This is a genomic window from Lactococcus sp. EKM203L (genome assembly GCF_011800585.1).
GTDB lineage: Bacteria > Bacillota > Bacilli > Lactobacillales > Streptococcaceae > Lactococcus > Lactococcus lactis.
Genome location: NZ_JAALEQ010000006.1, coordinates 1 through 22131, shown reverse-complemented (window position 1 = coordinate 22131; position 22131 = coordinate 1). Strand labels below are relative to the sequence as shown.

Annotated in this window: 15 protein-coding genes and 1 pseudogene; 13 read left to right on the top strand and 3 right to left on the bottom strand. The window is 31.7% G+C overall.

Translation table 11 applies throughout. The features are described 5' to 3' along the window. Positions 1–571 precede the first annotated feature (571 nt). The 11 genes from HFD15_RS10120 to HFD15_RS10070 all read left to right on the top strand — a co-directional run bounded on the left by HFD15_RS10120 (position 572) and on the right by HFD15_RS10070 (position 13896). Positions 572–745, top strand: coding sequence for a gallidermin/nisin family lantibiotic (locus tag HFD15_RS10120; RefSeq protein WP_015425978.1), 174 nt, complete (start codon positions 572–574; stop codon positions 743–745). A 107-nt stretch (positions 746–852) separates the two neighbouring features. Continuing rightward, positions 853–3834, top strand: a complete 2982-nt coding sequence (locus HFD15_RS10115; protein WP_029344966.1) for a lantibiotic dehydratase — start codon at positions 853–855, stop codon at positions 3832–3834. A gap of 10 nt (positions 3835–3844) precedes the next feature. Then, on the top strand, positions 3845–5647 hold the full coding sequence (locus HFD15_RS10110; RefSeq protein WP_015425980.1) for an ABC transporter ATP-binding protein: 1803 nt from the start codon (positions 3845–3847) through the stop codon (positions 5645–5647). Then, positions 5637–6884 (top strand): lanthionine synthetase C family protein, encoded by a 1248-nt coding sequence (locus HFD15_RS10105; protein WP_029344967.1) that lies wholly within the window; start codon positions 5637–5639, stop codon positions 6882–6884. Before HFD15_RS10110 ends, HFD15_RS10105 begins: the two co-directional genes overlap by 11 nt. Next, positions 6881–7618, top strand: coding sequence for a NisI/SpaI family lantibiotic immunity lipoprotein (locus tag HFD15_RS10100; protein WP_015425983.1), 738 nt, complete (start codon positions 6881–6883; stop codon positions 7616–7618). Before HFD15_RS10105 ends, HFD15_RS10100 begins: the two co-directional genes overlap by 4 nt. Before the next feature lies 1 nt (position 7619). Further along, positions 7620–9668: a S8 family serine peptidase gene (locus tag HFD15_RS10095; RefSeq protein ID WP_029344968.1), complete on the top strand. Its 2049-nt coding sequence runs from the start codon at positions 7620–7622 to the stop codon at positions 9666–9668. 68 nt (positions 9669–9736) lie between these two features. After that, on the top strand, positions 9737–10423 hold the full coding sequence (locus HFD15_RS10090) for a response regulator transcription factor (RefSeq protein WP_014734918.1): 687 nt from the start codon (positions 9737–9739) through the stop codon (positions 10421–10423). Further along, positions 10416–11759, top strand: a complete 1344-nt coding sequence (locus tag HFD15_RS10085; RefSeq protein WP_012897846.1) for a HAMP domain-containing histidine kinase — start codon at positions 10416–10418, stop codon at positions 11757–11759. The genes HFD15_RS10090 and HFD15_RS10085 overlap by 8 nt, the downstream gene beginning before the upstream one ends. Positions 11760–11857: 98 nt before the next feature. Next, positions 11858–12535 carry an ABC transporter ATP-binding protein gene (locus HFD15_RS10080; protein WP_015425986.1) on the top strand — a complete coding sequence of 226 codons (678 nt, stop codon included), beginning with the start codon at positions 11858–11860 and terminating at the stop codon, positions 12533–12535. 1 nt (position 12536) lies between these two features. Continuing rightward, positions 12537–13265 (top strand): lantibiotic ABC transporter permease, encoded by a 729-nt coding sequence (locus tag HFD15_RS10075; RefSeq protein WP_014570414.1) that lies wholly within the window; start codon positions 12537–12539, stop codon positions 13263–13265. Continuing rightward, positions 13252–13896, top strand: coding sequence for a histidine kinase (locus HFD15_RS10070; protein WP_015425987.1), 645 nt, complete (start codon positions 13252–13254; stop codon positions 13894–13896). The genes HFD15_RS10075 and HFD15_RS10070 overlap by 14 nt, the downstream gene beginning before the upstream one ends. A 513-nt stretch (positions 13897–14409) precedes the next feature. Here HFD15_RS10070 and HFD15_RS10065 read toward each other — a convergent pair. The 3 genes and pseudogenes from HFD15_RS10065 to HFD15_RS10055 all read right to left on the bottom strand — a co-directional run bounded on the left by HFD15_RS10065 (position 14410) and on the right by HFD15_RS10055 (position 17964). After that, positions 14410–15503: pseudogene (locus HFD15_RS10065) on the bottom strand (IS3 family transposase). Positions 15504–15592: 89 nt separating this feature from the next. Next, positions 15593–16564 (bottom strand): LacI family DNA-binding transcriptional regulator, encoded by a 972-nt coding sequence (locus HFD15_RS10060; protein WP_017864246.1) that lies wholly within the window; start codon positions 16562–16564, stop codon positions 15593–15595. Continuing rightward, positions 16546–17964 (bottom strand): sucrose-6-phosphate hydrolase, encoded by a 1419-nt coding sequence (locus tag HFD15_RS10055; protein WP_029344970.1) that lies wholly within the window; start codon positions 17962–17964, stop codon positions 16546–16548. The genes HFD15_RS10060 and HFD15_RS10055 overlap by 19 nt, the downstream gene beginning before the upstream one ends. A gap of 179 nt (positions 17965–18143) precedes the next feature. Here HFD15_RS10055 and HFD15_RS10050 point away from each other — a divergent pair, with 179 nt between their 5' ends. Together HFD15_RS10050 and scrK are read left to right on the top strand one after the other, a co-directional pair. After that, the gene (locus HFD15_RS10050; protein WP_015425992.1) at positions 18144–20096 is read left to right on the top strand and encodes a sucrose-specific PTS transporter subunit IIBC; all 1953 of its coding nucleotides are present in this window, start codon (positions 18144–18146) and stop codon (positions 20094–20096) included. A 12-nt stretch (positions 20097–20108) separates the two neighbouring features. Then, a complete protein-coding gene (gene scrK, locus HFD15_RS10045) occupies positions 20109–20981 on the top strand; it encodes a fructokinase ScrK (protein WP_167593688.1) in 873 nt (290 codons plus the stop codon). Positions 20982–22131 lie beyond the last annotated feature (1150 nt).

Here is a 22131-nt window from a genome sequence, read left to right as displayed (position 1 = left end):
AAATAGATAAATAGATAAATAGATAAATAGATAAATAGATAAATAGATAAATAGATAAATAGATAAATAGATAAATATTTATGGGGAGGACAAGTGAACTTATCATGATTAATTGTAAACGATTGAGTTCTGAATGTTTCAAATTATGAGGAACAACAGGAGTTGGACTATTCTTTAAACGCCTCGACGATACCATCACTCTTCATTAGCCTAAAATTAACAAGTTAAAATCATTAGAATAATCTCTTTTACAAAAAATATTTATTTAAGTTATAGTTGACGAATATTTAATAATTTTATTAATATCTTGATTTTCTAGTTCCTGAATAATATAGAGATAGGTTTATTGAGTCTTAGACATACTTGAATGACCTAGTCTTATAACTATACTGACAATAGAAACATTAACAAATCTAAAACAGTCTTAATTCTATCTTGAGAAAGTATTGGTAATAATATTATTGTCGATAACGCGAGCATAATAAACGGCTCTGATTAAATTCTGAAGTTTGTTAGATACAATGATTTCGTTCGAAGGAACTACAAAATAAATTATAAGGAGGCACTCAAAATGAGTACAAAAGATTTTAACTTGGATTTGGTATCTGTTTCGAAGAAAGATTCAGGTGCATCACCACGCATTACAAGTATTTCGCTATGTACACCCGGTTGTAAAACAGGAGCTCTGATGGGTTGTAACATGAAAACAGCAACTTGTAATTGTAGTATTCACGTAAGCAAATAACCAAATCAAAGGATAGTATTTTGTTAGTTCAGACATGGATACTATCCTATTTTTATAAGTTATTTAGGGTTGCTAAATAGCTTATAAAAATAAAGAGAGGAAAAAACATGATAAAAAGTTCATTTAAAGCTCAACCGTTTTTAGTAAGAAATACAATTTTATCTCCAAACGATAAACGGAGTTTTACTGAATATACTCAAGTCATTGAGACTGTAAGTAAAAATAAAGTTTTTTTGGAACAGTTACTACTAGCTAATCCTAAACTCTATGATGTTATGCAGAAATATAATGCTGGTCTGTTAAAGAAGAAAAGGGTTAAAAAATTATTTGAATCTATTTACAAGTATTATAAGAGAAGTTATTTACGATCAACTCCATTTGGATTATTTAGTGAAACTTCAATTGGTGTTTTTTCGAAAAGTTCACAGTACAAGTTAATGGGAAAGACTACAAAGGGTATAAGATTGGATACTCAGTGGTTGATTCGCCTAGTTCATAAAATGGAAGTAGATTTCTCAAAAAAGTTATCATTTACTAGAAATAATGCAAATTATAAGTTTGGAGATCGAGTTTTTCAAGTTTATACCATAAATAGTAGTGAGCTTGAAGAAGTAAATATTAAATATACGAATGTTTATCAAATTATTTCTGAATTTTGTGAGAATGACTATCAAAAATATGAAGATATTTGTGAAACTGTAACGCTTTGCTATGGAGACGAATATAGAGAACTATCGGAACAATATCTTGGCAGTCTGATAGTTAATCATTATTTGATCTCTAATTTACAAAAAGATTTGTTGTCAGATTTTTCTTGGAACACTTTTTTGACTAAAGTTGAAGCAATAGATGAAGATAAAAAATATATAATTCCTCTGAAAAAAGTTCAAAAGTTTATTCAAGAATACTCAGAAATAGAAATTGGTGAAGGTATTGAGAAACTGAAAGAAATATATCAGGAAATGTCACAAATTCTTGAGAATGATAATTATATTCAAATTGATTTAATTAGTGATAGTGAAATAAATTTTGATGTTAAACAAAAGCAACAATTAGAACATTTAGCTGAGTTTTTAGGAAATACGACAAAATCTGTAAGAAGAACATATTTGGATGACTATAAGGATAAATTTATCGAAAAATATGGTGTAGATCAAGAAGTACAAATAACAGAATTATTTGATTCTACATTTGGCATAGGAGCTCCATATAATTATAATCATCCTCGAAATGACTTTTATGAGTCCGAACCGAGTACTCTATACTATTCAGAAGAGGAGAGAGAAAAGTACCTCAGCATGTATGTAGAAGCCGTTAAAAATCATAATGTAATTAATCTTGACGACTTAGAGTCTCATTATCAAAAAATGGACTTAGAAAAGAAAAGTGAACTTCAAGGGTTAGAATTATTTTTGAATTTGGCAAAGGAGTATGAAAAAGATATTTTTATTTTAGGGGATATCGTTGGAAATAATAATTTGGGAGGGGCATCAGGTAGATTTTCTGCACTCTCTCCGGAGTTAACAAGTTATCATAGAACGATAGTAGATTCTGTCGAAAGAGAAAATGAGAATAAAGAAATTACATCGTGTGAAATAGTATTTCTTCCAGAAAATATCAGACATGCTAACGTTATGCATACATCAATTATGAGGAGGAAAGTACTTCCATTTTTTACAAGTACAAGTCACAATGAAGTTCTGTTAACTAATATCTATATTGGAATAGACGAAAAAGAAAAATTTTATGCACGAGACATTTCAACTCAAGAGGTATTGAAATTCTACATTACAAGCATGTACAATAAAACGTTATTCAGTAATGAGCTAAGATTTCTTTACGAAATTTCATTAGATGACAAGTTTGGTAATTTACCTTGGGAACTTATTTACAGAGACTTTGATTATATTCCACGTTTAGTATTTGACGAAATAGTAATATCTCCTGCTAAATGGAAAATTTGGGGAAGGGATGTAAATAGTAAGATGACAATAAGAGAACTTATTCAAAGCAAAGAAATTCCCAAAGAGTTTTATATTGTCAATGGAGATAATAAAGTTTATTTATCACAGGAAAACCCATTGGATATGGAAATTTTAGAGTCGGCGATAAAGAAGAGCTCAAAAAGAAAAGATTTTATAGAGCTACAAGAATATTTTGAAGATGAAAATATCATAAATAAAGGACAAAAGGGGAGAGTTGCCGATGTTGTAGTGCCTTTTATTAGAACGAGAGCATTAGGTAATGAAGGGAGAGCATTTATAAGAGAGAAAAGAGTTTCGGTTGAACGGCGTGAAAAATTGCCCTTTAACGAGTGGCTTTATCTCAAGTTGTACATTTCTATAAATCGTCAAAATGAATTTTTACTGTCGTATCTTCCAGATATTCAGAAAATAGTAGCAAACCTGGGTGGAAATCTATTCTTCCTAAGATATACTGATCCTAAACCACATATTAGATTGCGTATAAAATGTTCAGATTTATTTTTAGCTTACGGATCTATTCTTGAAATCTTAAAAAGGAGTCGGAAAAATAGGATAATGTCAACTTTTGATATTTCTATTTATGATCAAGAAGTAGAAAGATATGGTGGATTTGATACTTTAGAGTTATCCGAAGCAATATTTTGTGCCGATTCTAAAATTATTCCAAATTTGCTTACATTGATAAAAGATACTAATAATGATTGGAAAGTCGATGATGTATCAATCTTGGTGAATTATTTATATCTGAAATGCTTCTTTCAGAATGATAACAAAAAGATTCTTAATTTTTTGAATTTAGTTAGTCCTAAAAAGGTTAAAGAAAATGTCAATGAAAAGATTGAACATTATCTTAAGCTTCTGAAAGTTAATAATCTAGGTGACCAAATTTTTTATGACAAGAATTTTAAAGAATTAAAGCATGCCATAAAAAATTTATTTTTAAAAATGATAGCTCAAGATTTTGAACTTCAGAAAGTTTATTCAATTATTGACAGTATCATTCATGTCCATAATAACCGACTAATTGGTATTGAACGAGATAAAGAGAAATTAATTTATTACACACTTCAAAGGTTGTTTGTTTCGGAAGAATACATGAAATGAGGACTAATAGATGGATGAAGTGAAAGAATTCACATCAAAACAATTTTTTAATACTTTACTTACTCTTCCAAGCACCTTGAAGTTAATTTTTCAGTTGGAAAAACGTTATGCAATTTATTTAATTGTGCTAAATGCTATCACAGCTTTTGTTCCGTTGGCTAGTCTTTTTATTTATCAAGATTTAATAAACTCTGTGCTAGGTTCAGGGAGACATCTTATCAATATTATTATCATCTATTTTATTGTTCAAGTGATAACAACAGTTCTGGGACAGCTGGAAAGTTATGTTAGTGGAAAATTTGATATGCGACTTTCTTACAGTATCAATATGCGCCTCATGAGGACTACCTCATCTCTTGAATTAAGTGATTATGAGCAGGCTGATATGTATAATATCATAGAAAAAGTTACTCAAGACAGCACTTACAAGCCTTTTCAGCTATTTAATGCTATCATTGTTGTGCTTTCATCGTTTATCTCATTGTTATCTAGTCTATTTTTTATTGGAACATGGAACATTGGGGTAGCAATTTTACTCCTTATTGTTCCAGTATTATCTTTGGTACTTTTTCTCAGAGTGGGACAATTAGAGTTTTTAATCCAGTGGCAGAGAGCAAGTTCTGAAAGAGAAACATGGTATATTGTATATTTATTGACTCATGATTTTTCATTTAAAGAAATCAAGTTAAATAATATTAGCAATTACTTCATTCATAAATTTGGAAAATTAAAGAAAGGATTTATCAACCAAGATTTAGCTATTGCTCGTAAGAAGACATATTTCAATATTTTTCTTGATTTCATTTTGAATTTGATAAATATTCTTACGATATTTGCTATGATCCTTTCGGTAAGAGCAGGAAAACTTCTTATAGGTAATTTGGTAAGTCTCATACAAGCTATTTCTAAAATCAATACTTATTCTCAAACAATGATTCAAAATATTTACATCATTTATAATACTAGTTTGTTTATGGAACAACTTTTTGAGTTTTTAAAGAGAGAAAGTGTAGTTCACAAAAAAATAGAAGATACTGAAATATGCAATCAACATATAGGAACTGTTAAAGTAATTAATTTATCATATGTTTACCCTAATTCGAATGCCTTTGCACTAAAGAATATCAATTTATCCTTTGAAAAAGGAGAATTAACTGCTATTGTAGGAAAAAATGGTTCAGGGAAAAGTACACTAGTAAAGATAATTTCAGGATTATATCAACCAACTATGGGAATAATCCAATACGACAAAATGAGAAGTAGTTTGATGCCTGAGGAGTTTTATCAGAAAAACATATCGGTGCTGTTCCAAGATTTTGTGAAGTATGAGTTAACGATAAGAGAGAATATAGGATTGAGTGATTTGTCTTCTCAATGGGAAGATGAGAAAATTATTAAAGTACTAGATAATTTAGGACTCGATTTTTTGAAAACTAATAATCAATATGTACTTGATACGCAGTTAGGGAATTGGTTTCAAGAAGGGCGTCAACTTTCAGGAGGTCAGTGGCAAAAAATTGCATTAGCAAGGACATTCTTTAAGAAAGCTTCAATTTATATTTTAGATGAACCAAGTGCTGCACTCGATCCTGTAGCTGAAAAAGAAATATTTGATTATTTTGTTGCTCTTTCGGAAAATAATATTTCAATTTTCATTTCTCATAGTTTGAATGCTGCCAGAAAAGCAAATAAAATCGTGGTTATGAAAGATGGACAGGTCGAAGATGTTGGAAGTCATGATGTCCTTCTGAGAAGATGTCAATACTATCAAGAACTTTATTATTCAGAGCAATATGAGGATAATGATGAATAAAAAAAATATAAAAAGAAATGTTGAAAAAATTATTGCTCAATGGGATGAGAGAACTAGAAAAAATAAAGAAAACTTCGATTTCGGAGAGTTGACTCTCTCTACAGGATTGCCTGGTATAATTTTAATGTTAGCGGAGTTAAAAAATAAAGATAACTCAAAGATATATCAGAAAAAGATAGACAATTATATTGAATATATTGTTAGCAAACTTTCAACATATGGGCTTTTAACAGGATCACTTTATTCGGGAGCAGCTGGCATTGCATTAAGTATCCTACATTTACGAGAAGATGACGAAAAATATAAGAATCTTCTTGATAGCCTAAATAGATATATCGAATATTTCGTCAGAGAAAAAATTGAAGGATTTAATTTGGAAAACATTACTCCTCCTGATTATGACGTGATTGAAGGTTTATCTGGGATACTTTCCTATCTATTATTAATCAACGACGAGCAATATGATGATTTGAAAATACTCATTATCAATTTTTTATCAAATCTGACTAAAGAAAACAAAGGACTAATATCGCTTTACATCAAATCGGAGAATCAGATGTCTCAATCAGAAAGTGAGATGTATCCACTAGGCTGTTTGAATATGGGATTAGCACATGGACTTGCTGGAGTGGGCTGTATCTTAGCTTATGCCCACATAAAAGGATATAGTAATGAAGCCTCGTTGTCAGCTTTGCAAAAAATTATTTTTATTTATGAAAAGTTTGAACTTGAAAGGAAAAAACAGTTTCTATGGAAAGATGGACTTGTAGCAGATGAATTAAAAAAAGAGAAAGTAATTAGGGAAGCAAGTTTCATTAGAGATGCATGGTGCTATGGAGGTCCAGGTATTAGTCTGCTATACTTATACGGAGGATTAGCACTGGATAATGACTATTTTGTAGATAAAGCAGAAAAAATATTAGAGTCAGCTATGCAAAGGAAACTTGGTATTGATTCATATATGATTTGCCATGGCTATTCTGGTTTAATAGAAATTTGTTCTTTATTTAAGCGGCTATTAAATACAAAAAAGTTTGATTCATACATGGAAGAATTTAATGTTAATAGTGAGCAAATTCTTGAAGAATACGGAGATGAAAGTGGCACGGGTTTTCTTGAAGGAATAAGTGGCTGTATACTGGTATTATCGAAATTTGAATATTCAATCAATTTTACTTATTGGAGACAAGCACTGTTACTTTTTGACGATTTTTTGAAAGGAGGGAAGAGGAAATGAGAAGATATTTAATACTTATTGTGGCCTTAATAGGGATAACAGGTTTATCAGGGTGTTATCAAACAAGTCATAAAAAGGTGAGGTTTGACGAAGGAAGTTATACTAATTTTATTTATGATAATAAATCGTATTTCGTAACTGATAAGGAGATTCCTCAGGAGAACGCTAACAATTCCAAAGTAAAATTTTATAAGCTGTTGATTGTTGACATGAAAAGTGAGAAACTTTTATCAAGTAGCAACAAAAATAGTGTGACTTTGGTCTTAAATAATATTTATGAGGCTTCTGACAAGTCGCTATGTATGGGTATTAACGACAGATACTATAAGATACTTCCAGAAAGTGATAAGGGGGCGGTCAAAGCTTTGAGATTACAAAACTTTGATGTGACAAGCGATATTTCTGATGATAATTTTGTTATTGATAAAAATGATTCACGAAAAATTGACTATATGGGAAATATTTACAGTATATCGGACACCACCGTATCTGATGAAGAATTGGGAGAATATCAGGATGTTTTAGCTGAAGTACGTGTGTTTGATTCAGTTAGTGGCAAAAGTATCCCGAGGTCTGAATGGGGGAGAATTGATAAGGATGGTTCAAATTCCAAACAGAGTAGGACGGAATGGGATTATGGCGAAATCCATTCTATTAGAGGAAAATCTCTTACTGAAGCATTTGCCGTTGAGATAAATGATGATTTTAAGCTTGCAACGAAGGTAGGAAACTAGAGTGAAAAAAATACTAGGTTTCCTTTTTATCGTTTGTTCGTTGGGTTTATCAGCAACTGTGCATGGGGAGACAACAAATTCACAACAGTTACTCTCAAATAATATTAATACGGAATTAATTAATCATAATTCTAATGCAATTTTATCTTCAACAGAGGGATCAACGACTGATTCGATTAATCTAGGGGCGCAGTCACCTGCAGTAAAATCGACAACAAGGACTGAATTGGATGTAACTGGTGCTGCTAAAACTTTATTACAGACATCAGCTGTTCAAAAAGAAATGAAAGTTTCGTTGCAAGAAACTCAAGTTAGTTCTGAATTCAGTAAGAGAGATAGCGTTACAAATAAAGAAGCAGTTCCAGTATCTAAGGATGAGCTACTTGAGCAAAGTGAAGTAGTCGTTTCAACATCATCGATTCAAAAAAATAAAATCCTCGATAATAAGAAGAATAGAGCTAACTTCGTTACTTCCTCTCAGCTTATTAAGGAAAAACCATCAAATTCTAAAGATGCATCTGGTGTAATTGATAATTCTGCTTCTCCTCTATCTTATCGTAAAGCTAAGGAAGTGGTATCTCTTAGACAACCTTTAAAAAATCAAAAAGTAGAGGCACAACCTCTATTGATAAGTAATTCTTCTGAAAAGAAAGCAAGTGTTTATACAAATTCACATGATTTTTGGGATTATCAGTGGGATATGAAATATGTGACAAATAATGGAGAAAGCTATGCGCTCTACCAGCCCTCAAAGAAAATTTCTGTTGGAATTATTGATTCAGGAATCATGGAAGAACATCCTGATTTGTCAAATAGTTTAGGAAATTATTTTAAAAATCTTGTTCCTAAGGGAGGGTTTGATAATGAAGAACCTGATGAAACTGGAAATCCAAGTGATATTGTCGACAAAATGGGACACGGGACGGAAGTCGCAGGTCAGATTACAGCAAATGGTAATATTTTAGGAGTAGCACCAGGGATTACTGTAAATATATACAGAGTATTTGGTGAAAATCTTTCGAAATCGGAATGGGTAGCTAGAGCAATAAGAAGAGCTGCGGATGATGGGAACAAGGTCATCAATATAAGTGCTGGACAGTATCTTATGATTTCAGGATCGTATGATGATGGAACAAATGATTATCAAGAGTATCTTAATTATAAGTCAGCAATAAATTATGCAACAGCAAAAGGAAGTATTGTTGTCGCAGCTCTTGGTAATGATAGTTTAAACATACAAGATAACCAAACAATGATAAACTTTCTTAAGCGTTTCAGAAGTATAAAGGTTCCTGGAAAAGTTGTAGATGCACCGAGTGTATTTGAGGATGTAATAGCCGTAGGTGGAATAGATGGTTATGGTAATATTTCTGATTTTAGTAATATTGGAGCGGATGCAATTTATGCTCCTGCTGGCACAACGGCCAATTTTAAAAAATATGGGCAAGATAAATTTGTCAGTCAGGGTTATTATTTGAAAGATTGGCTTTTTACAACTACTAATACTGGCTGGTACCAATATGTTTATGGCAACTCATTTGCTACTCCTAAAGTATCTGGGGCACTGGCATTAGTAGTTGATAAATATGGAATAAAGAATCCTAACCAACTAAAAAGGTTTCTTCTAATGAATTCTCCAGAAGTTAATGGGAATAGAGTATTGAATATTGTTGATTTATTGAATGGGAAAAATAAAGCTTTTAGCTTAGATACAGATAAAGGTCAGGATGATGCTATTAACCATAAATCGATGGAGAATCTTAAAGAGTCTAGGGATACAATGAAACAGGAACAAGATAAAGAAATTCAAAGAAATACAAATAACAATTTTTCTATCAAAAATGATTTTCATAACATTTCAAAAGAAGTAATTTCAGTTGATTATAATATTAATCAAAAAATGGCTAATAATCGAAATTCGAGAGGTACTGTTTCTGTACGAAGTCAAGAAATTTTACCTGTTACTGGAGATGGAGAAGATTTTTTACCGGCTTTAGGTATAGTGTGTATCTCAATCCTTGGTATATTGAAAAGAAAGACTAAAAATTGATAGATTATATTTCTTCAGAATGAATGGTATAATGAAGTAATGAGTACTAAACAATCGGAGGTAAAGTGGTGTATAAAATTTTAATAGTTGATGATGATCAGGAAATTTTAAAATTAATGAAGACAGCATTAGAAATGAGAAACTATGAAGTTGCGACGCATCAAAACATTTCACTTCCCTTGGATATTACTGATTTTCAGGGATTTGATTTGATTTTGTTAGATATCATGATGTCAAATATTGAAGGGACAGAAATTTGTAAAAGGATTCGCAGAGAAATATCAACTCCAATTATCTTTGTTAGTGCGAAAGATACAGAAGAGGATATTATAAACGGCTTAGGTATTGGTGGGGATGACTATATTACTAAGCCTTTTAGCCTTAAACAGTTGGTTGCAAAAGTGGAAGCAAATATAAAGCGAGAGGAACGCAATAAACATGCAGTTCATGTTTTTTCAGAGATTCGTAGAGATTTAGGACCAATTACATTTTATTTAGAAGAAAGGCGAGTCTGTGTCAATGGTCAAACAATTCCACTGACTTGTCGTGAATACGATATTCTTGAATTACTATCACAACGAACTTCTAAAGTTTATACGAGAGAGGATATTTATGATGACGTATATGATGAATATTCTAATGCACTTTTTCGGTCAATCTCGGAGTATATTTATCAGATTAGGAGTAAGTTTGCACCATACGATATTAATCCGATAAAAACGGTTCGGGGACTTGGGTATCAGTGGCATGGGTAAAAAATATTCAATGCGTCGACGGATATGGCAAGCTGTCATTGAAATTATCATAGGTACTTGTCTACTTATCCTGTTGTTACTGGGCTTGACTTTCTTTCTACGACAAATTGGACAAATCAGTGGTTCAGAAACTATTCGTTTATCTTTAGATTCAGATAATTTAACTATTTCTGATATCGAACGTGATATGAAACACTACCCATATGATTATATTATTTTTGACAATGATACAAGTAAAATTTTGGGAGGACATTATGTCAAGTCGGATGTACCTAGTTTTGTAGCTTCAAAACAGTCTTCACATAATATTACAGAAGGAGAAATTACTTATACTTATTCAAGCAATAAGCATTTTTCAGTTGTTTTAAGACAAAACAGTATGCCTGAATTTACAAATCATACGCTTCGTTCAATTTCTTATAATCAATTTACTTACCTTTTCTTTTTTCTTGGTGAAATAATACTCATTATTTTTTCTGTCTATCATCTCATTAGAGAATTTTCTAAGAATTTTCAAGCCGTTCAAAAGATTGCATTGAAGATGGGGGAAATAACTACTTTTCCTGAACAAGAGGAATCAAAAATTATTGAATTTGATCAGGTTCTGAATAACTTATATTCGAAAAGTAAGGAGTTAGCTTTCCTTATTGAAGCGGAGCGTCATGAAAAACATGATTTATCCTTCCAGGTTGCTGCACTTTCACATGATGTTAAGACACCTTTAACAGTATTAAAAGGAAATATTGAACTGCTAGAGATGACTGAAGTAAATGAACAACAAGCTGATTTTATTGAGTCAATGAAAAATAGTTTGACTGTTTTTGACAAGTATTTTAACACAATGATTAGTTATACAAAACTTTTGAATGATGAAAATGATTACAAAGCGAGAATCTCCCTGGAGGATTTTTTGATAGATTTATCAGTTGAGTTGGAAGAGTTGTCAACAACTTATCAAGTGGATTATCAGCTAGTTAAAAAAACAGATTTAACCACTTTTTACGGAAATACATTAGCTTTAAGTCGAGCACTTATCAATATCTTTGTTAATGCCTGTCAGTATGCTAAAGAGGGTGAAAAAATAGTCAGTTTGAGTATTTATGATGATGAAAAATATCTCTATTTTGAAATCTGGAATAATGGTCATCCTTTTTCTGAACAAGCAAAAAAAAATGCTGGAAAACTATTTTTCACAGAAGATACTGGACGTAGTGGGAAACACTATGGGATTGGACTATCTTTTGCTCAAGGTGTAGCTTTAAAACATCAAGGAAACTTAATTCTCAGTAATCCTCAAAAAGGTGGGGCAGAAGTTATCCTAAAAATAAAAAAGTAATTTAGTAATCTCTAAGGATTACTTTTTTTGTTTCTGAATAGATTCTGAAAATTGTTTTATATACTTTTTTTAAACATAAAATAAAGTGAGGAAATATAATGCAGGTAAAAATTCAAAATCTTTCTAAAACATATAAAGAAAAGCAGGTGCTACAAGATATCAGTTTTGATATTAAATCTGGAACAGTCTGTGGTTTATTAGGAGTTAACGGTGCAGGAAAATCAACTTTGATGAAAATTTTGTTTGGTTTAATTTCTGCAGATACTGGAAAAATTTTTTTTGATGGACAAGAAAAGACAAATAATCAACTTGGAGCCTTAATCGAGGCTCCAGCAATATATATGAATTTATCTGCTTTCGATAATCTTAAAACTAAGGCTTTGCTTTTTGGAATTTCAGATAAGAGAATTCATGAAACTCTAGAAGTGATTGGTTTGGCAGAAACAGGAAAGAAAAGAGCAGGAAAATTCTCTTTAGGGATGAAACAACGTTTGGGAATTGGTATGGCTATTCTTACAGAACCTCAATTTTTAATTCTTGATGAACCTACTAATGGTTTGGATCCTGATGGTATTGCGGAGTTGTTAAACTTAATCTTAAAACTTAAAGCTAAAGGTGTGACAATCTTGATTTCTAGTCATCAGTTGCACGAAATAAGTAAAGTAGCTAGTCAAATTATTATTTTGAACAAAGGTAAGATTCGTTATAATCATGCGAACAATAAAGAAGACGACATTGAACAGTTATTCTTTAAGATTGTGCATGGAGGAATGTGATATGAAAAGAATAATAGCATCAGAAGCAATAAAATTAAAAAAATCAGGAACTCTTAGATTGGTATTAATTATCCCTTTTGTGACTCTATTTATAGCATTTCTTATGGGTGGAATACAGATTTTTAGTGTTTTTTCAATTTATTGGTGGGAAACTGGTTTTTTATTCCTTTTGATGAGTTTGCTTTTTCTTTATGATATAAAATCAGAGGAGCAAGCTGGAAATTTTCAAAATGTGAAATGGAAAAAGCTGAGTTGGAAAATTCATTTGGCCAAAATGTTGTTGATTTGGCTAAGAGGTATACTAGCGAGCATAGTCTTGATTATTTTGCTTTATTTGGTTGCTTTTGTGTTTCAAGGTATTGTAGTGGTGGATTTTATGAAAGTAAGTGTGGCATTGATTGCTATATTACTAGCAGCTTCTTGGAATTTACCCTTTATATACTTGATTTTCAAGTGGATTAATACTTACGTATTGTTAGCTGCGAATACCTTGATTTGTTTAATTGTTGCCCCTTTTGTTGCACAAACTCCAGTATGGTTCTTGCTACCATACACTTATCACTATAAAGTTACAGAAAGTTTGTTAAATATCAAACCATCAGGAGATTTGTTAACAGGGAAGATAAATTTCAGTATTTGGGAAGTTTTATTACCATTTGGACTTTCCATAGTTGTAACGATAGGAGTTTCGTATTTACTTAAAGGAGTGATAGAACATGATAAGAAGTGAATGTCTCAAATTAAAAAATAGCTTAGGGTTTTATTTAGTTTTTCTCTTTACTTTATTAGAGCTTTTAACGGTTCCTATTTATTTAGCTTTTGGAAGAAGTCATGTTTCAATGACTGATTTGTCGCTCATGATTTTTTTGTTTTTTCCGTTACTGGTTACAATTTTGTCTATTCTAATCTTTGAACAGGAGAGTCTGGCCAATCGTTTCCAAGAAATAAATGTAAATAAAAAAAGTAGCAGAATTTGGTTATCAAAGCTAATAGTAGTGGATTTCCTTTTGTTCTTTCCATCAGCAATGATCTGGATAATTACGGGAGTTTCACAGGCAGTAGGGCAACAAGGAATGATGATCGCAACAGCTAGCTGGTTGATGGCAATTTTTCTTAATCATTTTCATCTTTTATTGACCTTTATAATCAATCGAGGAGGGAGCATGATTATCGCGATTATTGAAATATTACTCATTATTTTTGCCAGTAATAAAGTTTTATTAGCAGCTTATTGGTGTCCTATTGCTTTACCTGTTAATTTTATGATAAATGGGCGGTGTGCTTATCTGATAGCTGCCGTAGGGTGGATTGTTTTATCCACAATAATTCTTGTAGCATTATCTAAAAAAAAGATTAGATAAAGTATTTTTTCTTATGGTAATTCGACCTAATATGTTTTTGCTATTTATCTCTTATTTCTGTCTATAGTAATTTATTCAAAGTACCTTTAGACTCATAAGTTTGAATAAAATTTCTATCAATATGCGACAGTTCTTACTCTAAGAATAATGTTTCCGTCGTTAGTTTTCTTTTCTCAGTAATTTTTTATAAAGTGGTTTCCTATCGACTTACACTTTTTCTTTTGGAGTTATTGGTGTCAAGCTCATGAGAGATTCTTTAAAGCATATAACATTTTTAAACTGATATGCCAGTTATTTGTGAAGAATATGAGTTTCTATATAAAAGAGAAAATTAAACAATGAAAAATCCAAGTATAAATACTTGGATTTTTCATTATTTTTGATAGACATATAAAGTGCATTTTAACCTAGAATTAAAAGATGTATCGTTGATAATAATAAAATGAACCAAAGCAAAACTGACGTTAAGTCAATTTATTAGAGTCAAAAACGTATAATTTTAATGTATTTATTTTAAGTGATTTCTTTTTCAAATTGATTAGGCGTAAGATACCCTAAACTTTGATGGATTCGTTTTGAATTATAAAAGGCTTCAATATACCAGAAAATACTCTGATAGGCTTCTTCAAAGTTCTTATATTTAAATTGATAGACCCACTCTCTTTTTAAATGTCCATGCCAAGATTCAAGACTGGCATTATGATAAGGATAGCCCTTACGACTGAAGGAGTGAGTCATTCCAGAGTTTTTTATAGTCTCTTCATACTCATGACTCGTATACTGACTTCCTTGGTCAGAATGAAGCATCACAGCTTCTGGATAATTTTGTGATTCCATTGCCTTATTCAAAGTCCTTTGCACTAATTCTACAGTCATTCGCTTTCCTAAATCCCAAGCAATGACTTTTTTAGTATAACGATCCATAATGGTTGAGAGATAAACCCAGCCTTGTTGAGTAGGAATATAAGTAATATCAGTTGCCCAAACCTTATTTATCTTTTTAGGCTCATTTTGTTAATACCATCACTTACGGAGTGTCCGGGTTTAAATTTTTTAAGGACGACGGACTTGAGCTGAAGTTGTTTCATAATTTTTTGTACGAGCTTATCCCTACTTTTTCCCCTTGATTGAGTAAGAGGTGATGAATCTTAGGTGCCCCATAGATTCCCCGATTCGCCTTGAAAAGTTGGTCAATCTTCAGTGCCAAGTGCTGTCTTCTTAATTGAGTTTTGGATGGCCGTCGATTGATTCTCTCATAATAACTTGCTTCAGGAACACCAAGCAGTTGGCAACTGAGTCTGACATTGAGTGCTAAAGTTTTAATCGTTTGAGACATATCCGCAGCACTCACATCTTTTTCTCGGCGAATATGGTCAATACTTTTTTAAGATGTCTCGTTCTTCCTTAACTTTAGCCAGCTGTCTTTTTAATTCTAGAAAATCATCTTTAGAGACTGAGCTTTCATTAGACTTAGAATAGAGGTCGATCCATTTATAAATCGTTGCAGGAGCCACGCCGTATTCTTTAGAAAGCTGTGTGACGGATTGCCCAGAATGATAGAAGTCGAGAAGGGTGTCTTTAAATTCTTGTGAGTAGCGTTTTTGCATGTTTTTATCCTTTGTCTAAATTATACAATAGTGACTCTAAGAATTAAGGATAGCATCACAGTGTCTTTTTGAAGAAGTAAAATATATTTTTAATCTATACCATAATGTAGCTGAACAGGAAGTTGATATGTAATGTCAATGTTATCTCCATCAATTTTTCGTATGATTAAATCAACTAAGAGTTCCGCTAAATCATTTATTGGTTGCTTTATCGTTGTTAGGTTAGGATAGTAGTTTTCTATAAATTCAGTTCCATCAAAACCTACCACATTAAGTGATTTTTTTAAATTTGAGGCGAGATCTTTTACTAATATAGCTGTTAAATCATCTGTACAAAATACACCATCAAAATCGTTGTTTTCTAGTATTTTTTTGATCTCAACTTTTTTGCGAAGAAGAGTCCATTGAGAAGGAATTTTTATTATATGAGGCTTTAATTGATTTCTTTCTAGCTCAAGCAGATATCCATCACGCCTTAAATATGTAGGAGAATTGGTATTATCGTTCCCAGTAAATATGGCGATTTTTTTACTTCCAGAGTTAATCAAAGCTTTAGTAGCTAGGATTCCTCCCTCAAAATTATCAGAGCTAACAACAGTCGTTTCAGGGGTTAATAAACGGTCAAAAGCAACAATAGGTGCTTCAATTGCTATATAATCATGTGCTTTTAAATTATGACTCCCATAAATAATTCCATCAACTTGGTTAGAAAGTAATAAGGCAAGATAGTCTCGCTCTTTTTGTTCATCATGTTCTGTTGTTGCTAACATAGCTTTGTAACCTCGTTTGAAAAGAGCTTGCTCAATTTTTTCAATCAATTCTGCATAAAAAATATTTTTTATAGTTGGAAATACTAGCCCAATTAATTTTAAAGACTTTCCTTGCAAAGAACGTGCGGCTGCGTTTGGAATATAATGCAAGTCTTGCATTGCTTTTTCTACTTTTGATATTGTTGCGTCACTCAAATATCCTTTACGATTTATAACACGCGAAACTGTCGTTACACTAACCCCAGCTTTATTTGCAACATCTTCAAGTTTAATCACTTTTTTAGCTCCCATAATTTTATTTTTATCGGATTTTGACTTCTAATCGAATACTGATTCTTATTTGGAAATACACGACCTGATAATACTTTTTCACCATCATTAATAAAAATTTCAAAAATTGATTGATCAATAAATACATTCATTTTTTCTATTTTAACATGTGCCAAACGTTTTTCATAATTTCTTATAAGTGTAATAGTATTATTTTCTTTATCTATCTCAACTTTAAGTGCACTATCCCCTTTTTCATTTGTCATTAAAGATAGAAGTGTAGAGGTTTGCTGACGAAAATCGACCTCAAGTTCATAAGAGTTAGATGTAATAATGTTATTATCTGCTAGTAAGAGATCTTGTTCCTTTTGTCTTAATTCTTTCATTTTTTCAACTGGATATTGATACAATTTGTTGTCTTTTATTGAAAGCTTCTTAACCATGGACAAGACACCTTGAACATTGTATTTATCAGTGGGGTATGATGTCTCAGGTAAACCTAGCCATGAAATGGCATAAGCAGAGCCATCAGGTGCATTAAATGACTGCGTAGCATAACAGTCAAAACCTTCATCCAAATTAATTAGTTGTCCTGCATTTTTTAGCTGATTTTTTGAACCAGTAGTAAAGTCATCCGCAATAACATACATATTAGGATATATATTATCATATTTAACAATCGATTCATCTAGTCCTTGTGGACAAAAAACTAATACTGATCTACCATTGACAAATATAAGGTTCGGACATTCAATCATATAACCCATTTTTTCTTTTGAAAAATCTAAGTTTCCCAAATCTTTCCAATCAGTTAAATTATTTTCTATTGCTTTATAAAGTTTGATTATACCATTTTGTTGAGAGCTTTGAGCACCAATCAAGCAATAAATTTGTCCTTTAAATGAAAAAATTTGGGGATCTCGAAAATGGTCGGTTGTTTGAGAAAAATCAGGAAAAATTAGTGGTTCAGTGAATTTGACTAACTGATTATTTTTGTCAACTTTTGCTCCGAGTTGATATGGAGTTCTAACCCAATCTTTGCCTCTGTGATTACCCGTATATATTAAAAATAAGGAGTTTTCAAAAGCTAAAGCAGACCCAGAATAAGCTCCAGCATTATCATATTTTGTATCTGGATAAAGGACTAGCCCTGTTTTCTCAAAGTGGACGAGATCATCTGAGACTAGATGTACCCATGATTTTAAACCATGTACTGGCCCAAAAGGAAAATGTTGGTAGAACAAATGCCATTTTTCATTGAAATAAGAGAATCCATTTGGATCATTAAGAAGTCCAGTTTCTGGTTCAATATGAAAATTTGATTTCCAAGGAGATTTTAGTGCCAGTTTGCGTAAACTCTCTAAATCATTTTCAGAATAACTATCGTAGGGACGATATCGTTGTTTGGTAGACCATTTCATTTTTTTTTCCTCATTTACTAAATTATATATATTTATGATAAACGTTTTTTATAAAAAAATCAATATAAATAAGCACGGAAAAATAAAAAAATAAAAAAGTATGGCAAACGCTTGACATATATCAGAAAAATGATAAAATAACTTCTGTAAGCGAAATCATTTTATTTGAGGAGAAAATTATGAATCATAAGCAGGTAGCTGAACGCATTTTAAATGCAGTTGGGCGTGATAACATTCAAGGAGCTGCACATTGTGCGACACGACTACGTTTAGTCCTAAAAGATACTGGCGTTATTGATCAAGAGGCTCTAGATAATGACCCAGATCTTAAGGGGACTTTTGAAGCAGCTGGTCAATATCAAATTATTGTAGGGCCAGGTGATGTTAACACTGTATACGAAGAATTTATTAAACTTACAGGAATAAGTGAAGCATCAACTGCAGATCTCAAAGAGATTGCAGGAAGTCAAAAAAAACAAAATCCAGTAATGGCACTTGTAAAGCTGCTTTCTGATATTTTTGTTCCTTTGATACCAGCTCTTGTAGCTGGTGGTCTGTTAATGGCTCTTAATAATGCGCTAACAGCTGAACATCTTTTCGCGACGAAATCACTTGTTGAAATGTTTCCGATGTGGAAAGGATTTGCTGATATTGTTAATACTATGAGTGCCGCACCATTTACATTCATGCCAATTTTAATAGGATATTCTGCCACAAAAAGGTTTGGTGGAAACCCATATTTAGGTGCTGTTATAGGTATGATTATGGTAATGCCTGGGCTTATTAATGGATATAATGTTGCTGAAGCAATCTCTAATCATACAATGACTTATTGGGATATTTTTGGTTTTAAAGTTGCCCAGGCTGGATATCAAGGACAAGTTCTTCCTGTAATTGGAGTGGCTTTTATCCTTGCTAAACTTGAGAGATTCTTTCATAAATACCTTAACGATGCTATAGACTTCACATTTACTCCGTTACTTTCAGTCATCATAACTGGATTTCTCACATTCACTATTGTGGGACCAGCACTTCGTTTTGTATCAAATGGCTTGACAGATGGTTTGGTTGGACTTTATAACACATTAGGGGCACTAGGAATGCTTGTGTTTGGAGGCTTCTACTCGGCAATAGTAGTAACTGGATTACATCAGAGTTTTCCGGCCATTGAAACAATGTTAATCACAAACTATCAACACAGTGGTATTGGTGGAGACTTTATTTTTCCAGTTGCGGCCTGCGCAAATATGGCTCAAGCTGGTGCAACTTTTGCAATTTTATTTGTTACTAAAAACATTAAGACAAAAGCTCTTGCAGCTCCAGCTGGTGTATCTGCTATTCTAGGTATTACAGAACCTGCGTTATTTGGGATTAATCTAAAACTAAAATATCCGTTCTTTATTGCTCTTGGGGCTTCAGCAATTGGTTCATTATTTATGGGATTATTCCATGTCCTTGCGGTTAGTCTGGGATCCGCAGGATTAATTGGCTTTATCTCTATTAAAGCTGGCTATAACTTACAATTTATGATTTCGATATTTATTAGCTTTCTTATTGCTTTTGTTGTTACCTCAATCTATGGTCGGCGGATGGAAGCTAAATCTATTACGAAAGAAAAAAATAAACAGAATGCAACAACTCAATACCAACCTGAGAAAGTTATTATCGATCCAGTTAAAAGTGGCGAACTCCTTGCTCCAATAAATGGATTTGTGATTCCTCTGTCTGATGTAAGTGACCCTGTTTTCTCAAAAGAAATTATGGGAAAAGGTATTGCAATCAAGCCTAAATCTGGAGAACTTTTCTCACCAGCCGACGGAGAAATTATTATTGCTTATGAAACAGGTCACGCTTATGGTATAAAAACAAAAAATGGAGGTGAAGTTCTTTTACATATTGGAATAGATACTGTTTCAATGAATGGTAATGGATTCATACAAAATGTTAAAGTTGGCCAGAAAGTAAAAGCAGGGGATTTACTAGGATCTTTTGATAAAGAAGAAATCAAGAAGAGTGGATTCGATGATACTGTAATTATTGTTATTACAAATTCAGCAAGTTACAATGAGATTTTGCCATTGAGTGAAAATGTTGATATCAAAGTTGGAGAAAAAATTCTATTATTGAACTAGAGGGAGCGAACTATGTCCGTATACTATGGATCAATTGAGGCTGGTGGTACAAAATTTGTACTTGCTATTGCAGATGAACATTTTAATATTATAAAAAAATTCAAATTTGCTACTACTACGCCACAAGAAACTATAAGTAAGACGATTAAATATTTTAAAGAAAACCGAGTTTCTGCCATTGGTTTAGGATCATTTGGGCCTATTGATCTAAACCTTTCAAGTAAAACGTATGGTTACATTACTTCGACGCCAAAAGTTGGTTGGAAAAATATAAATTTAGTTGGCCAATTAAAAGAAGCACTTGATATTCCAATATATTTTACTACTGATGTAAACGCCTCAGCCTATGGTGAAATGAAAAATACAGGAATAAAAAATCTTGTTTATTTAACAATCGGTACAGGTATTGGAGGGGGAGCAATTCAAAATGGATATTTTATTGGTGGCATTGGGCATTCGGAAATGGGGCACCAAAGAATAAATCGTCATAGAGATGATCTTACTTTTGAAGGAATCTGTCCCTTCCATGGTGATTGTCTTGAAGGAGTTGCGGCGGGTCCGAGTCTTGAAGCTAGAACAGGAATACTTGGGGAAAAAATTTCTTCAGATGATCCTATCTGGGATATCTTAAGCTATTATATTGCTCAAGCGGCTATTAATGCAACATTGACATTAGCTCCCGAGTGTATAATTTTGGGAGGTGGTGTAATGGAAAAACCAAATATGATATCACTTATACAAAAACAATTCATTTCTATGCTTAATAATTATATTGATCTGCCTTGTTCTGTAGAAAAGTATATTCGCTTATCAACTGTCAAAGAAAATGGTTCAGCAACGTTAGGAAATTTCTATTTAGCATATTCTTTATTTACAAAAGAATAATAATATAAAATCTATATATTTCTAGCATGTAGTTCAACAAAATATAATGGTAATTGTAAATATTAAGGCAATATTACAACTATAAAAAAGTTTCATTTCTTTGTTATCTTTTAACTTTTTGCAACATAATCGAAAGTTCTTTTAGTGATGCTAAATACCTAATAATTTAAGTATGAGAAAAGTAAATTTCTAGGTCTTACTTTGGAAGGCAGTATTTCACAAATTATGTATTATCTTATTTAGAATAAGAAAAGTTGAAATGCCCAAAATTATTTCAAATATGGGAATATTATTGGATGCCTGTGTAGCAATGCATTATAGAAACTAAAATAAAATTTAGTGGGTAAATAGTGGGTAAAATTTAAAATATATAAATCAACTAGACATTATTGAAAACAATAGAAAACTTATAAAATAAAGAGCCACTAAACTTTAGTGACTTTTTATTTTATGTGTTTTAATATTAAGCAAACGCGTTGAGCGTTTATTTCAAATATGGGAATATTCATGACTGCCTTTGTAACAGTGTATTATAAAAATTAAAATAAAATTTACCGAATAAATCGATACTAGAAAAACTCTTAATAATTTTATATTTACTTAAAAAACAAGTGTAAAATTATAAAAATACAAAATAGTTATAAAAAAAGATATATATTGTAAGGAGAAGAGGGGATTATTTAGGTCGCTCTCAAAGTTAAATTCAGGTTCTATAAGCCTTTATAAACCTGTTTCATAGAAAACCTCTTAAATTGAAAAATAAAATGGGACAAATTTTGGGCAATTATAGTATAAAATCATAGCTACGATTTAATCTCATTGAATTTTTGAGTTTATAAAGTTAAGGAACTAAGTATATTATTTTAGAAGATTTCAACAAAAAATAAACTAAAGAGTCATTAAGAATTGAACTAATGACTTTTTATTTTGTTAAGCTATATGTTTTTCTCTTTGTAAACTAATAATCAGTATTGAGCTTAACAAGGTGCTATACTTAATTTTATGAGATCACAGTCTCTGTTGTAGAATAGAAACCAAAATTGGTTTCTATTTTTGATTACTATTGTAATTTGGAATTAAAGTGATATACTTAGCTCATGGGTGGTTTAGCGAAAGCACCACACCTTCATCATTAGCTGCTCAATTGTGA

Excerpts from the sequence above, each read along its gene's own strand:
- HFD15_RS10120 (WP_015425978.1), top strand. The coding sequence starts at position 572 with ATGAGTACAAAAGATTTTAACTTGGATTTGGTATCTGTTTCGAAGAAA.
- HFD15_RS10115 (WP_029344966.1), top strand. The coding sequence starts at position 853 with ATGATAAAAAGTTCATTTAAAGCTCAACCGTTTTTAGTAAGAAATACA.
- HFD15_RS10110 (WP_015425980.1), top strand. The coding sequence starts at position 3,845 with ATGGATGAAGTGAAAGAATTCACATCAAAACAATTTTTTAATACTTTA.
- HFD15_RS10105 (WP_029344967.1), top strand. The coding sequence starts at position 5,637 with ATGATGAATAAAAAAAATATAAAAAGAAATGTTGAAAAAATTATTGCT.
- HFD15_RS10100 (WP_015425983.1), top strand. The coding sequence starts at position 6,881 with ATGAGAAGATATTTAATACTTATTGTGGCCTTAATAGGGATAACAGGT.
- HFD15_RS10085 (WP_012897846.1), top strand. The coding sequence starts at position 10,416 with ATGGGTAAAAAATATTCAATGCGTCGACGGATATGGCAAGCTGTCATT.
- HFD15_RS10080 (WP_015425986.1), top strand. The coding sequence starts at position 11,858 with ATGCAGGTAAAAATTCAAAATCTTTCTAAAACATATAAAGAAAAGCAG.
- HFD15_RS10075 (WP_014570414.1), top strand. The coding sequence starts at position 12,537 with ATGAAAAGAATAATAGCATCAGAAGCAATAAAATTAAAAAAATCAGGA.
- HFD15_RS10070 (WP_015425987.1), top strand. The coding sequence starts at position 13,252 with ATGATAAGAAGTGAATGTCTCAAATTAAAAAATAGCTTAGGGTTTTAT.
- HFD15_RS10060 (WP_017864246.1), bottom strand. The coding sequence starts at position 16,564 with ATGGGAGCTAAAAAAGTGATTAAACTTGAAGATGTTGCAAATAAAGCT.
- HFD15_RS10055 (WP_029344970.1), bottom strand. The coding sequence starts at position 17,964 with ATGAAATGGTCTACCAAACAACGATATCGTCCCTACGATAGTTATTCT.
- HFD15_RS10050 (WP_015425992.1), top strand. The coding sequence starts at position 18,144 with ATGAATCATAAGCAGGTAGCTGAACGCATTTTAAATGCAGTTGGGCGT.
- scrK (WP_167593688.1), top strand. The coding sequence starts at position 20,109 with ATGTCCGTATACTATGGATCAATTGAGGCTGGTGGTACAAAATTTGTA.